The organism is Paenibacillus sp. JT31N11 (assembly GCF_056269285.1).
In genome coordinates, this window is record NZ_JBWDNQ010000014.1 from 21491 (window position 1) to 38142 (window position 16652).

A 16652-nucleotide genomic window follows, 5' to 3' on the forward strand; every position below is an offset into this window, starting at 1 on the left:
ATGGAACGGTGGACGGTTAATCAATGCCATTTCAGTTCCGGCATCTCCCCCTCATTCACCAGTTTGATCGACTCAAGCAGCATTTCAGTTTACGGTCACAAATAAGCAGACCGTTGCTCTATTAGGATGATGAATAAAACACCCCCAAATTTGCAAACGTGAATCGGTTGTATTGAAATTCAATAGAACTAAACCAAATTGCTATTGCCCGACTCTGGGGTCGATGATAACAAGCCAGTGCCCGAAAACTGCAACACTTATCTCCCTTACCTCCGGTTAAACGGATGTAACAGCTGCATATAAAACCCGCCGACAACTGTCCGGTTCTGAAAGCCTACTTGCTTGCCCGTGACCGTATCGTACCAGTCGGTAAGAGGAACACGGCTGGGCGATTCATGCAGCGAATTCCAAAGTGGCTCGATCATTTTCGCAAAGTCTTCCTTCGATTTTGTCATCGAAGCACACCATACGAGCCAGTCCGACTTGGTGTAGGTATTCCTGTTGTCCAGCGGCGTACCATACTGGTTTTGTTTGGTAAAATAATAAGGGATTTCTTTCGACAGTATGTCACTCGGGAAAAGGTCAAGTCCAAAAAGACGATCCCATACGAGATTATATTTTAAACTCCATGTATCTTCCGTACTGTCAAATGTCAATTTGTAATGGTCTCCCGCTACACCCATCGCCGTCCATTGGGCTGCCATTTCTTTGGCTATATCGGAATAACACGCCTTGTCTTCCATTTCCCCCAACATGCTGCACAAAATGGCATATGCTCCAATGCCGATAATCGCTTTAATCGAAAGGTTGGCATTATGAGCAAGATGTCCGGCAAAATCGTCTGTACACAACTGGTTGTTCGGATCGAGACCGTTTTCTTTCAAATAATTTGCCCATTTCGTCAATAGTCCCCAATGCTTTTCCGCAAAATCAACGTTGTTTTCGCACAGAGAAACGGCCGCCGCCATAATTATCATATTGCCGCATTCCTCGATCGGCATTTGGTATTCTAGCTTATTGTCTCTGTATACTTGCCCGTTTGCTACTGGATAACGCCCCACATCGTGTGGGGCAAAATCATACGGCCAATGTTCGCTGGACGCATACCGGAAAATTGGCCGCATCATACCTTTGACAAGCTCGGGATTATATCGCAAAAACAGCGGAATCGACGGATAACTAACGTCCACCGTGCCGATACATCCGTTGCTAAAGCATTCCTTGGACAAAAATAGAACATCGGCATTCTCATCGACGACCAGTTTGTGCGCCGAGATCGCCTGCCTATATGCGAGTGACAGTAAATCCGCATATTGCGATCCGCCCGCATCCATGCTCTCCTGCTGTAATCCCCTATCAAAAGCTTCGCATTTACCGATGACTTGATCGTACTGCCTAAAAACGGTGTCAAGCATATTCTCGAATGACATGCCGTTCCTCCGCCAATACGCGTTTAGCGGCCGGTTGAAATATTCGATGGACTGTATGTCGTCGTAAGCCAACACCACATATTGCGAAAGAACTGTGTCATGAACAGCACCAAAATCGAGTATTACGGCCATCACCGGCATATCGTCTTCCACTGCACGCGGCTTGCGCTCATCATCCGGCTGGCTTACATCTATCGATTCAATAAATTGCTTGCGCATCTGGTAAGATTGGATCATCATACTGGTTGTTTCGGATTTGGTAGCGGCCAGGTAAACATATCCCCAGTCAATCCGCACATTGTCGCCGGCACGCTGCAGCACAGGTTGTTGTTCGCTTCCCATGCACAGCGCTTCTATCCCGCTGCCGATAGTTTTGCGAGACCACACGATTTTCTGATCCGGCGTGTTGACGCACCATTCACCGGTAATATCCAAATAAATTTTTACATCGTGAGGTCTGCCGTCGGCGGATTGAACGCGAAACGTAACGTAAGAAGCTGGCCGTGATAATAGATCGAGGTCGTCAAGTAGCAACGGCGTGGTGAAATCGACCTCCAGTCGAACGCCATCCCCTTCAAACCGGTATTTACTGGACGTCGCGGTTACTTCCAGGTTCGTTTGCTTCAAGGCATCCGGTTCCTGGAAGTCACTTCCTTCACCAAACTCGGTCTTTCCCATAAACCGCCGAGGCTGGCCGTCGATTCTAATCATGCCGGTCATACTGTTGCGTTGATTGGTCCAATGAGTAGTATGTGTATCGGTTAGTCGGTCTGCGGCTGACCATACACTGAAATACGGATCGACCGTTACCAGTGGGACTGCAGGAGGCCTGAAATGTTGTGCCATTTTTTTATTCCCCTTTCATATCTTATGATTGCCAGTGAACAACGATATCGATTGGATAACGGCCGGCATTGCGGCCATAGATGGCAAGTCCGCCTTCTGCAGCGGCCAAACGGAGTGTGAATCCGCCCTTGTCGATAAAGCGAGCCAACAGACGGCTCGAAATTTGTACCCGCTGCAGGTAACCATACGAACCGGCTTCTACCAATTTGCGTTCATTAGATTGATAATGCCAGGACAATACACCGCGGCTGTCTGCGGGATCGTCAGGAAGATACAGCTCGCCGAGAGATTCCCCGTCCACTGTAACATCGACTCTGGACGGGGTGCGCTCTTCATCTGTCATGAAGTAGGAATTGATGTTCATACCCGGATCCAACTTAGCGCCATGCATATAGGAAATATCGTGCGCTTTGACCGTCGCCAATTCCTTATCTTTACCGAGTACAACCTTGGCGCCGGCTTCAAAAATCACTTCGAGACAACCGATCGAACTATCGGGGGCTTGCTCCGGAAGCTCGACATGATACTCCACAAAGCCGGATGGTCCACCGTTAACCTTATGATCGTCCAGCGCGTTCCAAGAATTGTCCCAGTGCACAGAAGTAAAATCAGCTGGCTTGATGCTGGTCCATTCTCCTTCCAGTTCGTAAACGCCTTTTGAATCACCACTTTGCACATCAAAAGTTATAAAATTACGTGTAACAATTGCCCCGTCCGCCGTCTCCAGCGTAATAGCAAGTACGGCCACAGCGTCGTAATGGGGCATAGACACCTGCAGCGTGTCTATAGCACGTACGCCATACCCCTCCCAGCGCACCGGTAGCGTTCCCGATCCAGCAGTCATTTTCCCGCTCAGACTGTCGTACCATAAAGTCCAATTCAGTGACAGCGACTGCCCGTGATAACGGTCAGAATAACTCGATGCCAGCAGGTGCACCTCGACGGAATCTCTAGGACGAACAGTACGGCAAGGCGGTGCATCGATAACGATGAAATCCGCCGTATGCAAATCGCGTAGGCTCATCCCCGGAACAAATGATCCGTAGCCAAAATCCTTCTCCTGTCTATCCATCCGGTAATACCCGTTAAATTCGTTGATGACATCATGAAATTCCGTAAAAATAAACCCACACATTTTATCATGGCGGCGGAATTCATTGATCATGTAGCGGTAATGCCATGCAAGATCGCTATCACCTGCGCTACCGTCAATTCCCCAGACCGCGCCGCATTCACTGTTCATCAGCGGGGCTTCGCTCTGAACGTTGCCGCCAATGTAATTCCAACTCGATCCCGGATACGTCTTATCGACGGCTTCCTGGATATGATCGCGAACGTTCTCGTAACCATTGAGATAGAAATGCCAGGTGTTCAGATCGCTTTCGACATGGTCGTATTTACAGGGGGAATTGTCCTCCACCAGCCGCGTCGGATCCTCCTGCTTTATCCATTTATAAACCGAGCGCACCCATTCTTGCGTTTCCGGAAGGTACTCCCGCTTTTCTTCCGCTGTCCTTGTGAACAACCCCCAGGTTTCATTGAACACGACCCAGGAAAAGATCGACGGATGGTTGAAATCACGTGCGATGATTTCATTCGCTTCACTTTCATAAGCGGTGCGCGCTTGCTCGTCCGGCTCGCCCCAGAAGCAAGGCATATCCTCCATTACGAGAATGCCAAGCTTGTCGGCCCAATATAGCTTAAGCGGCTCCTCCGGTTTAATGTGAATTCGCACAAAATTCAGTCCCAGTCGCTTGAGGCGCCATATTTCATCACGGATGTAGTCCTCGTTCGGGAACGTAAAATAACTGTCCGGGATAAAAGATTGGTCAAGTGTGCCGTTCAGGAATACGGGTTTTCCGTTTAACATAATCCATCTGTAATCGCGCGCTTCAACCTTTGCGGTGCCGATCTCCCGGATGCCAAAATAGGTGGACACGATATCGCCTCTGTGACACTCGGAGTCGATTTCCAGGCTGACAGTACCTTCGTACAGATAAGGAGACTCCGGGCTCCAAAGCCGCGGGTTCACAACTTGAATTGAAGTATCGAACCGGTGATCGCCTTCCTCCAGCATCAACTGCAGGTCATGTTTAATCGTGCCGTCATCGAATGAGAAACGGATCATGGATTTTCCGGGTTTATACGCCCGAATGGTGCCCGATATAGCTACGGTTCCATCGATGCGGGAAGAAAAGCGGACGGAATCCAAATAATTTTGCGGACGCGCTTCCAGCCAGACGGTCTGCCATATACCCCGAATTTCGCCGTACCCTTGTTTACCGCGCGTTTGGTAAGCCTTATCTTCATCCTGCACTCGTACCGAAATGCGATTTTCACCGTGGGCGCTCCAAACATCGGTCACATCAAACTCGAAAGCGCTGTATCCTCCGGTATGTGAACCAACCAAAACCTCATTCACCCATACATCACATAGGTAATCCACCGCTCCGAAGCGGAGAAAGACTCTGCTGTCTGATTGCTCCGGCTTCCAACGAATGGTGCGGCTGTACCACGCGATCCCTTTGTTATCCTTCCCTATGCCGGATAGCGGGCTTACCCAGGAGAATGGCACGGTAATTTGTTCAGTATATGGCGTTATCCCAGCCAAATACCATTTATCAACGTTTCCTATATCTTCGGGATCAAAGCTAAATTCCCACGTTCCATTTAAATTCAGCCATTCTTGCCTTTGCCAATCAGGCCTTGGATATTCTGGCCTCGGGATCGTATTTTCTGCATTTGCTTTTTGCAGTGTTTGTTCCATTCCAACATAACCTCTCTTTCATTATCTTACTTATTCAACAGCCCTGCGTTCAATTAAGAGACAGTCTCAAATATTCCCTTGTAAAATAATAGCTCCGCTAAATATTAGAAATGTGATCAACCTTTTATTCCGGATAAGGTAATGCCTTTCACAATATATTTTTGGAAAATGATAAAGATAATGATGATCGGAACGGAAGCATACGCATTCACTGTCATCGGCAATGTTTCGTCCTGGTTATAAGAACTCATGAAAAACGGAATGCCGATCGGCAGCGTAAACAACTCTTCCGATTGAATCGCCAGAAACGGCCATAAGAAGTCATTCCAGGTACCCAGAAAAGCAAAGATCATCAAAGAAGACAACACCGGCTTGGATAATGGAATAAAAATTTTCCACCAAACCCGAAACAAGCTGCAGCCGTCCATTTTGGCGGCCTCCACCAACTCATTCGGCATCCCGTCGAAAAATTGCTTCATGATCAGGACGCCAAGCGGACCTGCAAGGCCGGGTAGAATGAGCGCCGCATAAGAATCGAGAATGTTCAAGCTGTTGGCAAGCATATACAAGGACACGATTGTCGCTTCGCCGGGAATCATCATGCCACTGAGAATGAGCCAGAATGCTAGTTTCTTATAGCTGAAATCAATCCTGGAAAGCGCAAACGCGGCCAAGGAGGCCATTGTCAGGCTGAGTATGGGAACGATAATGGCGATGATCAAGCTGTTCATCGTCCATTGGATAATTGGCGCATTCTCAAAAATATAAAAGTAGTTCTCAATCGAAAACGGGGGCAAAAAGCGGTCGATCATATCACCCATAGCGGTTCCTTGCGGTTTTAGTGAAGTGAATATCATGTAGATAACCGGAATAAAAAAGATGAGTGCCAAACCGTATGCCGCAACGTATAACAATATTTTCGGAACAGTCCACCTTTTGGATCCAGCGAATTCATTCATCTCTACTTCCCCTTAATCCGATTTTTTATTGAAAATTTTAAACTGCAAGAATGAAAGCACAATCAGAAAAATAAAGAAAACAAAAGACATAGCGGTTGACAATCCAAGATCGTTGGCGGTAAAGCCCGTTTCATAAATGTATTGGATTATAGTCCGGGTTTCGTTGCCGGGACCTCCTCGTGTAACGAGCCATACCTGACCGAAAACTTTAAAGGACGCGATAACCTGCAACACGGTGATCAGCACAATTAATCCGCGCATCGCAGGTAGTGTGATAAATTTCAGCCTTTGCCACGCATTTGCCCCATCCAGTGTGGCCGCTTCGTAATGATCGACTGGAATATCCTGCAGCCCCGCGAGAAGCACGATCATGTTAAAGCCCTGAGTCCACCAAAGCGTGATCATGACGATAGAAATCCAGGCAAAATTCGGATCATTCAACCAAAAAAGCTCCGTTTCCTGGCTGAGAATGCCGATATTATGCAGCACCGTATTGACCAAACCAGTATATGGCGCTAGGACGAATATCCAAATAAAGCTGACTACCGCTACCGATAAAATACTCGGCATAAAAAAGAGGGTCCGCAGGAATGTTCTGCCTTTCACCTTCGAATCAAGAATCAGAGCGAGCAGGAAAGGCGTTAAGATCATAAAAGGTGTGGATATTAAGACGAAATAGGTCGTATTCCACAAGGACGCCCAAAAATCCGGATCCGTAAGCGCATAGATATAATTTTCAAGACCAACAAACCTTTCTTTGCCGATTAACGTCCAATCGTGAAAGCTGACGAAAAGTCCGTAAAAAATCGGAATGATCGAGAAAAGGATAAAGAAAAAGAAATAGGGAGCAAGAAAACCGGTCGCCAACAATTCGTTGTACAGCTTTCTTTTTCTCTTACCTATTGACATATCGACCAGATTCGGATCCACTACCGATGCGGTATTCATGATTCACCTCCAATAATGCTGCGGGATTCGCGCCGGCAACCCCGATGCGAATTCCTTTTTTATCGTTTCAGAAGTTTTTCCATGCTTTGAACAGCTGCATCCAGTCCTTTATCGACAGCCGCTTGGCCGGACCAAATCGTATCCAATGCTTTGACTAGCTGGTCTTTCGCCGGCCACATTTTCGGGGATTGCGGCAAGTAGACGCCGTCGTTGCCTGCTTGCAGATAATCTTGGCGAAGCGGAAGACTTTTGAACGCTTCCGATTCTACAGCTGTCGCGGAAGAGGGAATATGTCCAGCCTTGGACCACTCGGCAGCATTGTCCGTCACCCATTTGGCAAACGTCAATGAGGCTCTTACCTTGTTCTCGTCTTGCCCCTTCTTCTGAATAGGTAGGATGAAGTTGTGTGAATCGATCCATGTTGCAGGCTTGTCATAGATTTGCGGGAACGGAACAGCTCCGAACTCCAGTCCTTCTGTCGCTTCCAGCGTACCGGTAAACCAGACACCTGTAAGCAAAATCGCACCTTTGCCCGCTTGAAACGTCTCACCGATTTTCGGCAGGTTTCTTTGTATCAAGCCGCTCTCGAACATGCTGTTCATATATTCCGCAGCCTGTTTGCCCTGCGGATTATTCAACGTCACCTTTTGGCCGGACTCATCAAACATGCCTTCTCCGCCCATCTGGTTGTAGAGCGCCCACCATACCCGGTACGGATCTTCGCCGGTGGAGGCTAGCAGCATATTCACGATGCCTTTCGGAACACCGTCTTTGATTTTTTGAAGGAAGCTTGTAAATCCTTCTGGACCCGGTTCAATGATCGGTTTTTCGTTCTCGTCCAGCAAATTCAAGTCCCGTAGAATTTTTTTGTTGTAAAACATAATGAGTGGGTGAGCGTCAAGCGGTAATGCGTACTGTTGGCCGTCGAACAACGTCGCGTTCAGCATGTTTTCGTTGAATCCACTTACATCTATCCCCATCGAATCCAGATAAGGATCTAGTGGTTCGATGATTCCCAGATCCACCAACTCGCTTAATTTGGACGTGTGAGATATCGCAAGATCAGGCGCGTTTCCACCGGCAACAGCTGTTTGCAGCTTTGTATAAAATTGTCCCCAATCCTGCGTCAGTGCCTTGACTTCGATTTGATCCTTATGTTCTTCGTTAAATTTCTTCACAAGCTCGTTCATGATCACACCGTCACCGCCACCGAACAAGTTCCAATAGGTGATCGTCACTTTCTCGTCGGGAACGACCGCTTCTTCTCCTGCCTTCACCCCTGCGTTTTCATTAGCAGACGACGAGTTAGAAGCGCTTTCATTTCCTGACGAACAGGCACTTAAAAGCAGTGACACAATCACCAGCATCCCTAGTACAGCCATATACAGTTTTGTTCGTTTCATAGATATCCTCCTTAAAAAATAGTAAAGAAATGATTACGCTTACATTACTCATTGGAAAAGTGGCTGGCAAACCGCCCTCCCCCTTTTATTTTCCAATTATGTAACATTAACGGTAATCAGTAACGCCAATATAAACTCTATAAGAGATAAATTGATTCGTCAATACTTTTTTACCGTTTTTTTAATTAATACCGAATAATTGTAACGAATAGCATAATCAGCGTGCTTTATTATCAAATGCATCACGGAATAGTAGTAAAACCATATTGGGAAAGCTCGATCAGCCTTGACTAGAACAGATAAATCGTTCGGATAAGTTGCCGCCATCGGTATCCTGGCCACCATAAACAACCCTTTACCTTCAGCAGAACAACGGTTTAGCAATCCCCTTAAAATTAATCGATATCTTTAATCGCATTGCTTCTAAAGGAGAAAGAGTGTTAATCACATTCATAAGATTATCCGTTTGAGACAACATGTGTGGTGTTGATAAAAGCGACCAGTCGCGTTTCGTGAGAGTAGCAGAAATCTAAGCCCCCATTCAGCCTGTCAAGGCGCTAATACCTATCACTCTCGAAATGATTTGGCGAATCGAGTGGTGCACTGAAACCAACTGAAGGAAAAAATAAACTTGACGATTGTTAAGAGTGCGGATACCATGGAATTGGGAGATCCCCTATTATGGGATTTTTGTTTTATGTTGGCCAACAATTTTTGCTGAAAATGCCACGAATTCCTTTTATTCTTAACGCTTCGAAAAAGGTTATGTTAAAACGAGCAGATCAAACTTAAACCTACATATTCTTTAAAAACTAAATTTTTGCATATGTAAAATGTTCTCACGGCTTTACAGCAATCTTTATTTTGCTGGAGCTGGAGAATGGTCCAAGCGTTCCTCGCCCGTATTAGGAAAGGCTGACGTTTGAAGGAGAGCTCACTATTTCGTATTTCCTTTAGGATCTGGCACGCGTTACATGAGGAAAATCTCAGTATTCTGAGATTTTCCTCATGATCACACGCTACAGAATAGCCCCAAACTTAACGAGGCCCACCTCCCAGAAACATGAAGCTGGCCATATAGAAGATAATAATCAAACATCTATTTTTCAGTTTGCATGAACGCTAGTATCGATTTTTTGTTCATTCTGAGAAGGTAGACCATTCGTACCACGTAACCGATCAGTAGATGATCCGCATAATGATGTCCTGGTTGTAATCGCCGAACTGCTTGCCGAAAATATTGATGCCGCCGATATGTACTGCATTATGCTTGATTCCGATTCGTAACTTGATGAACTTATTCGTGCGCAAATCCAGCTCGTCCAGCTTTACTTCGGAAACTTTCACGTCGTCGAGGAAACTTCCCGTGTTATCGACCTTCCATGTTTTCAGCAGCCCATACTGCGTATGGATATCGGGTAACCAATGTGGGTTCAGCTTTCCCCTTCTATCACCGAAATCGCCAGGACATGTCCATGTTCCGATTTCGATATCATTAATCCATATCGTAATATCCGACGGCCAATCGTGATCATACTTAGGCGCTTCGGAGCATAGCTCCATCGAAAATTGAATGGATTTAATGTCCGCGTTAGTCTCCAACAACACGGGAAATTTATAATCAATGTATCCCCGGCGAAACCAGATTAATTGCGCGGAAACTCTACTCGGATGGAAAAAGTAGGAGGGTTCGTCGGCTGGTTGAACCATACCAGTTTCTGTGATTAATCCGCAGGTCGGGTGGATTTCGCAATCAGCGTAACAGCCCACCGGCATTTCAATTTGGTATACGTTCGTCGGATTATTGTATCCGACGTTTAAATTCAGATGCATATGAATATCGTCAAACGTTCTTGTGCAAACCTTCATCGTGCCTCTGGAAGCAGGCTGCACTTCCGTCATGATAATTCCCGCATTTTCCAGAACTCGGATATTAGAAGCAACAGTGGATACGGGCAGATCCAATTTTTCAGCAATATCGACGATATTTTCCTGCTTGTAATTCAATAACTTTAAAATGTTAATACGAACATCCGAAGCCAACGCGTGCGCAACTTTTCTTAACCGCTCCGACTCATCAATCGACAACTCTAACATACTGTTCTGCTCCCCTTTTAGGTTGTTCCATCTACATACATCTACTGTACCTTGTAGAACGCCCTTATCTTTCCAATATAGTATTCATGCTGTTTTAATTTTTTAAAATTAACTATTCATTCCCAACACCATTATATACAACCCATCTTCTTGTGCCATAAGGTATCGCTTAGCACATAATGCCAAGCTTGAAAATAATTTAGTTGCATCACCCTCATTATTTTAATACAAGGGTGTAGGTTGCAGCAAACAGCCCTAACGGTATATAACCGTAGGGTTCAATGAATTCGCCGCCCGCGAACATCCTGAATGTATTGTGGTGAAAGAATAGGATAACAGCCCTCCGGAAGCTGCGCAGGATACGAATCGCCCTGCCAGATCGTACGTATGGAACATGCTTTGATTGAATACTCCTATCTGGATTACATTCTAAGCGATACCGAAGAAGTCATGGAACAGCCCTTCCTCCTGCAACTATTCTGATAACGCTTACATCTAAACCAGTCCTGCTTAATGTTACATAATCCATTCCAATCACTCCTTCTTGATAGAATCATACTTTTTCAAGATGCCTTATCGACGCTATTGTCCGGTTTTTACCCACTTTTGTCAATAACAACGGCTCCCAACCAATGAATGACACTAGATATCTTTATACCCTATATTGTAGGATATATCTGCAACGCAACGATGTTCTAGATTCCAAGCTGCAGCAGCTCCCGGGACAGGATATTTGTACAAACATAACGATAGTAAGCGTAAGCATGATTAAGTGTGTTACCGAACATCGACATCGCTTTGAGCTTGGCTGAACTGACATCGTCTGTACATACTACAACGGTTACTGGCATCCCCCACTAGGCCAACCTGGTCAATGATCGGCTCCTGCGAATCATTTGCTCAAACCTATAGGTTTCGCGAAAATGTGCTATGGACCGGCATCAGATTATAATCATGGATTGTCAATTGCCTATGTTTACTTTTTTGGTAACGGTCTTCAAGATCGGCGATTGAAAATGAATGAGGGTGGAGCGTTTTTCGTATGGCCCCTTTATCCACGCCTGCTTCCAATTAAGGCTATTCAACCGGCTGAGCGGGCGACTATCTCTAGTTTTCCAAAAGAGTTGCACCGTTCAGTTTTAACATTTACATTCTTAACATTATGTTTATTGTAAAAACACTTCTGGGGCTTCCTCAACAATATGCTCATCATATGACCTAATTGTTTGGAATCACGGCAACTATTTAACAAAAATAGCCTCTAGAAAGTGAAATTATTATTGCAGGAATTTTTTTTATGTCGAATATACGCTCGCAAGAGGTGATTGGTTAATGGTTGAAAAGATTTCCGTTATTGAATGAGCGCGATAATACAATGTTTGTATTCACTAAAAAGGGCATGTTTTATTGTCACATCATTAAGAACCGTACGGACAAAGAGCCGGCCAGGTTTGTTTTCGAAACGGCATTATTCGATTCGGTAGCAGCACTAAAATTAGAATATCCGGAGGCTAACACTTGAAACGTTCATACCTAGGATTCCGCCAACTGACGTCTACATGCATTTATTTACAGCTACTATCGAGCAAACGCCAGTCCTCGTTTTCATGCGTTGAGAACTAATCGGCAGTGGCACAATCGATAAAATTTCCGAGAAAGTAGCACATGACGATACAACGGAAGATATCGTTGAGATCCACGGCAAACGTTATATCCGTTGTATTTGTACTTGTGTGTATGTAAATAACAGAGATGGTATTTGTACTGGAATGCAAAGCAAAAACTCCAGGGAGTAGTTTCTGGAGTTCTATTATCAGCGGTACGTTAAAGAGGAATCAAACTTCCCCGGTGAATGATACCGCTGGAATCTGAACCGACGTTATGACAGGAACGGTTCGTACTACCGATGACGATTTCACACGGTTTTATGCTGTAAATCGCTTTAATTTCTTTCTCATATGGATTTATTTTCTGTCGCTCGAATTATCCCAACATGGTCCCTCTTATCCTCTACCTACTATCGGAGGAACAAACTTTGCCTCGGCTCTATTTTTCGCGCGTAATGAACGCAGATCGCAACCTTCGGGAGCCTGCATAACAAGATCTTCGAAAATACGCATATAACCCCTAACATGAGGGGATTGGGGTTTTTCCCACTCAGCAAGCCGGCTGGCGATAATTTGTTCATCAACAAGCAAATTTAAAACTCCGTTCGGTATATCAATATCTATTAAGTCATTGTTCTGGACAACCGCAAACGGACCGCCGACGGCGGCTTCGGGCGCCGTATGTAGGATTACGGTCCCATAACTGGTACCACTCATTCTGGCATCGCTAATTCTCACCATATCTCGAACACCTTTTTTCAGCAGCTTATTCGGAATAGGAATTAACCCCCATTCGGGCATACCGGAGCCAACAGGTCCGCAGTTTTTCATTATCAGAACAGAGTTCTCGTCCACCTCCAGATCTTCGCTATTAATCCGATCTTGCATGTCTTGATAACTCTCAAATACAACTGCTCTTCCAATGTGACGCATAAAATGCAGCGAGCTTGCCGATCTTTTTAATATAGCTCCTTCAGGAGCAATATTACCTTTAAGAACTGCAAACCCAGACTCATGTTTAACCGGGTTAGCCAAAGTGGTTACCACCTCAGGACAATAAACCTCTGCGCTATCATATTCCTCCATAATTGTTTTTCCGGTTGCGGTTAATGCACGCCCGTCCAGTATCGGCAAGAGCTCTTTGATGGTGGCTGCAATACCACCTGCAACATGGAACTGATCCATGTTAAAGAGTCCGCTTGGCTGTAAATTAACAAGCAACGGAACATTCTGTGTAAGTTGTCCGAATGAATCCAATGACAAACGAATACCCAATCGGCCTGCAATTGCCGTTAAATGGATTACTGCATTACTGGATCCTCCAAGCGCGGCCAAAAGTTTTATAGCGTTATCAAAAGCCGATTGTGTCATTAGAATCGATGGAAGCAAATCCTCATTCACCATCTCGACAATGCGACGCCCGGTCGCTTCAGCAGCAACGTATCGTTCGGAATGATTTGCGGGAATACTTGCCGTACCTGGAAGCATCATACCCAGTATTTCCGAAAGACTTTTCATCGTAGAAGCCGTCCCCATCACCGGACAACCTCCCAAACTGCAAGAGATGCATTTTTCCAATTCACTCCATTCGCAACTTGTCAATAACCCCGCATTGTAGTCATCGAGGTATTTCCAAAAGTCAGTTCCATAGTTTATAGGCTTCCCACGAAAATAGGCCGTGGCACGGTGTCCCGCTGCGAGTTGAAGCGCCGGCAAATTACAGCTGGCTGCGGCCATTAACTGAGCTGGAGTCGTTTTATCGCATTCACACAACAAAACCATACCGTCTATCGGCAATGACCGAGTCATTTCCTCAATATCCATAGACATCAGATTTCGGTAAGGCAAATCTGAAGGCTTCATAAAATCCGAGGGAGTGGTTATCGTATTCATTTCCATTGGGTATCCGCCTGCCATGAACACACCTCGTTTCACATGCTCTACCAGCTGTTTATGAGGTAAATTGCAATTAGAAAAATCATTCCATGAGTTAAAGATACCGATTATAGGTTTACCTAAGAAAGATTCCGGGATATGTCCCATGGCCCTCATAGAGGAGCGGTGCTCAAACGTATGATCGGGCTTACCTTCGAACCATTCCTGACTTCTTAATCCCATTTTTTTATCCTTTCGTCCTAAAAATTCTTTCGAAAAACAGTGTCAGAGGTCAAAAATTCAAAAATGAATTCCAGATACACTTGAACTGTTAACTCAAGCTCACTTATCTCGACATATTCCACATCACCGTGTGCAGTACGCTGGTCGGGACCGTGGCAAAGAGTGGGGATTCCTAGATTATTGACAAATATCCCAGCGTCCGTAACTATTTTTTTTCCGTTGAGGGGAAGGTTAATATTTCTAACTTTACGAACGGCGTTGACAAGCGCAGAAACGGCGAAGTCATTTTTATTAATGCGGTACCCGTCTCTTACCTTTTTTAAATTTAAATCAATTTGAACCCGGTTCTCCTTTGCTACCTTGTTTAGCACTGAGTGCAGCTCTTGTTCGATTACTTCAAACCTGGTTAGTGGACCATACCGTCTTACACCGATTATCTCGGCCTTGTTGGGATGTTGATTGTAAAATTGCCCGCTATGAACGGATCCGATAAAGTAGGATGCATAGCCAATGTCTTCTATATACTCGGTTTCCAGTTCTTGATTAAGCTTATTGAATTGCCGAATGACGTCGGCAGCAACGGTGATCGGATGCGGTGTCCCCGGCAGGGTATACAATTGGTGGCTTGGCTCTCCTTCCCTTTGAATCGTAATTTCGAATGTGGCGGAACCGAACTGGGCAATCGTACAGTCATAGGTCGCCCCTTCCATTACAACAGCGGCATCAGCCTGCAAATCAATGTTATCTGTTAATGCAATCAGATCTTCGCCGCGGCCCCCAGGACTTTCGTGTAAACTATTTACTACAACGACGATTTTTCCAGGCAAAGTGATTTCGCTCTCATTGAGTACCCGCAAAGTCTCTACGATACAGGCAAGCGAGCCTTTCATATCACATGCTCCCCTGCCATATACACGTCCATCCTTGATGCACGCCGATTCGTGCAGAAGCGGGATCGTGTCCATATGTCCGTTGAATAACACCGTTCTCTCCGAACTATCATCACCATAGGTTGCAACAAGCGTCGGATTGTTGGGAACGAATTCGTAACACTTCACTATACACCCGACACTTTGAAGTAATGCCTCATATGCTGTTGCAATTTCACGCGTATCCCCGGTTGGACTCGGAATATTCACCAATTGTAAAGTGTCTAAAGCGACCCGGCTTGCGCTCACCTTTTCCAATCTCGTTGACATATTTACACCACCCCGTTCCTTTAGCGCTATGACGATATCGGTAAACAAGCGTTACCCCTTTGCTCCGCGCATAAAATCCGGAAATTCAATCGGCGTTCCTCCCGCTGCAACCGATTGTTCCGAAAGGGGAAACACGCAGCTCCAGGTGACTGCATCATAGACATTAATTTGTGGCTGCCGCTGCTCTATTATCGAAGATATAAACTCCTCCAGAACGAAAAAATCCCCGCCCCCATGACCGGATACGTCCGCCTCAGTTCGCCACCGCTGCCATAGAGGATGCTCAAATTTATCAGAATATTTCCAAAGCGATTCCCATTCAGCCTGATTCTCCCACGAGTGTGAAATTCCCGGGGAACGGCCTTCCAGCCAAATTAAAGGGTCTTCCCTAACATGACGAGGAGATAAATAAGCACCTTTGGTTCCCTGTAATATATAATGAGTCATGTTATGCGGCCTTGGGGAAATCCAATCAACCCGCAGAACGATAACCGCCCCTCGTTTGGTGCTAATCATGGTTACTGCCGAATCTCCCTGCCCCCAAAAGCCCGGTTTCGCCCCTGGATGGTTGTCACCGAAGATTTCGTTGTAATACTTTTGCGCGGCCTTTCCTTTAGTGACAAAAGTCGCCATTTTATCGAAGCGGTCACCGCCATCACAATAAATACCCATCCACTGAGCGAGCGGTCCCAGCGAATGTGTGGGGTAATTCATGCCGTTAAAGTTTTTCAGGAGCTCTCCCCGCCATGTTAAGCTGCCATTGATATCGTGAGTCAACTTGCGACAGTCATGAATATAGGCACCTTCCGCATAAGTAAGCTCACCGAACTGCCCTTGTTCAGCCATATTTTTCACCATCATATTTGAACGCATATAGCAATAATTTTCCCCCATCATGTAGACTAACCCGGTTTGCTCTACCGTCTCAACCAGCTCCCAGCAATCATCTAACGTGTGTGAAGCGATCACTTCGCTGATGACATGTTTGTCTGCCCGCAGCCCCTTTATCGCTTGCTGTGCATGAATAAAAAGCGGGGTAGCGAGATAAACGGCATCTACATTCGGGTCCTCCAACAACCATTCGTAATCAGAATAGATCCGAATGCCAGGATGACGCTCCATCCACAACTTCAGCACTTCATCATTTATTTCGCAAACGGCTGTTAGTGTAACCTTTCCACTAAAATATGCCAGCGCTTGATGGAATGCTGCGCCTCGATGGCCACCTACGATCGCGAGGCGGACCGGTTGAACTTCTGCCACGATCTATCCCCCTGT

At 45.7% G+C, this 16652-nt stretch carries 10 protein-coding genes; all 10 read right to left on the minus strand.

Annotated features, from left to right (window positions below):
• Positions 1–266: 266 nt before the first annotated feature.
• On the minus strand, positions 267–2276 hold the full coding sequence (locus AC0YNV_RS31745) for a glutaminase family protein (protein WP_475771605.1): 2010 nt from the start codon (positions 2274–2276) through the stop codon (positions 267–269).
• Between the two features lie 22 nt (positions 2277–2298).
• The gene (locus tag AC0YNV_RS31750; RefSeq protein WP_475771606.1) at positions 2299–5043 is read right to left on the minus strand and encodes a glycoside hydrolase family 2 protein; all 2745 of its coding nucleotides are present in this window, start codon (positions 5041–5043) and stop codon (positions 2299–2301) included.
• 116 nt (positions 5044–5159) lie between these two features.
• Positions 5160–6002, minus strand: a complete 843-nt coding sequence (locus tag AC0YNV_RS31755; protein ID WP_475771607.1) for a carbohydrate ABC transporter permease — start codon at positions 6000–6002, stop codon at positions 5160–5162.
• Positions 6003–6014: 12 nt separating this feature from the next.
• Positions 6015–6950: a carbohydrate ABC transporter permease gene (locus AC0YNV_RS31760; protein WP_475771608.1), complete on the minus strand. Its 936-nt coding sequence runs from the start codon at positions 6948–6950 to the stop codon at positions 6015–6017.
• Between the two features lie 59 nt (positions 6951–7009).
• Positions 7010–8353, minus strand: coding sequence for an ABC transporter substrate-binding protein (locus AC0YNV_RS31765; protein WP_475771609.1), 1344 nt, complete (start codon positions 8351–8353; stop codon positions 7010–7012).
• Positions 8354–9532: 1179 nt separating this feature from the next.
• Entirely contained in the window at positions 9533–10450 is a 918-nt protein-coding gene (locus AC0YNV_RS31770; protein ID WP_475771610.1) for an ArsR/SmtB family transcription factor, read from the minus strand.
• 695 nt (positions 10451–11145) lie between these two features.
• Positions 11146–11301 (minus strand): hypothetical protein, encoded by a 156-nt coding sequence (locus AC0YNV_RS31775; RefSeq protein WP_475771611.1) that lies wholly within the window; start codon positions 11299–11301, stop codon positions 11146–11148.
• Between the two features lie 1152 nt (positions 11302–12453).
• Positions 12454–14175 carry a dihydroxy-acid dehydratase gene (locus AC0YNV_RS31780; RefSeq protein WP_475771612.1) on the minus strand — a complete coding sequence of 574 codons (1722 nt, stop codon included), beginning with the start codon at positions 14173–14175 and terminating at the stop codon, positions 12454–12456.
• 17 nt (positions 14176–14192) lie between these two features.
• Positions 14193–15374 (minus strand): M20 family metallopeptidase, encoded by a 1182-nt coding sequence (locus tag AC0YNV_RS31785; protein WP_475771613.1) that lies wholly within the window; start codon positions 15372–15374, stop codon positions 14193–14195.
• 51 nt (positions 15375–15425) lie between these two features.
• Positions 15426–16637 (minus strand): Gfo/Idh/MocA family protein, encoded by a 1212-nt coding sequence (locus AC0YNV_RS31790; protein WP_475771614.1) that lies wholly within the window; start codon positions 16635–16637, stop codon positions 15426–15428.
• Positions 16638–16652 lie beyond the last annotated feature (15 nt).

Bases quoted from the DNA above. Each gene is read 5' to 3' on its own strand.
- AC0YNV_RS31745 (WP_475771605.1), bottom strand. From the start codon at position 2,276: ATGGCACAACATTTCAGGCCTCCTGCAGTCCCACTGGTAACGGTCGAT.
- AC0YNV_RS31750 (WP_475771606.1), bottom strand. From the start codon at position 5,043: ATGGAACAAACACTGCAAAAAGCAAATGCAGAAAATACGATCCCGAGG.
- AC0YNV_RS31755 (WP_475771607.1), bottom strand. From the start codon at position 6,002: ATGAATGAATTCGCTGGATCCAAAAGGTGGACTGTTCCGAAAATATTG.
- AC0YNV_RS31760 (WP_475771608.1), bottom strand. From the start codon at position 6,950: ATGAATACCGCATCGGTAGTGGATCCGAATCTGGTCGATATGTCAATA.
- AC0YNV_RS31765 (WP_475771609.1), bottom strand. From the start codon at position 8,353: ATGAAACGAACAAAACTGTATATGGCTGTACTAGGGATGCTGGTGATT.
- AC0YNV_RS31770 (WP_475771610.1), bottom strand. From the start codon at position 10,450: ATGTTAGAGTTGTCGATTGATGAGTCGGAGCGGTTAAGAAAAGTTGCG.
- AC0YNV_RS31775 (WP_475771611.1), bottom strand. From the start codon at position 11,301: ATGCCAGTAACCGTTGTAGTATGTACAGACGATGTCAGTTCAGCCAAG.
- AC0YNV_RS31780 (WP_475771612.1), bottom strand. From the start codon at position 14,175: ATGGGATTAAGAAGTCAGGAATGGTTCGAAGGTAAGCCCGATCATACG.
- AC0YNV_RS31785 (WP_475771613.1), bottom strand. From the start codon at position 15,374: ATGTCAACGAGATTGGAAAAGGTGAGCGCAAGCCGGGTCGCTTTAGAC.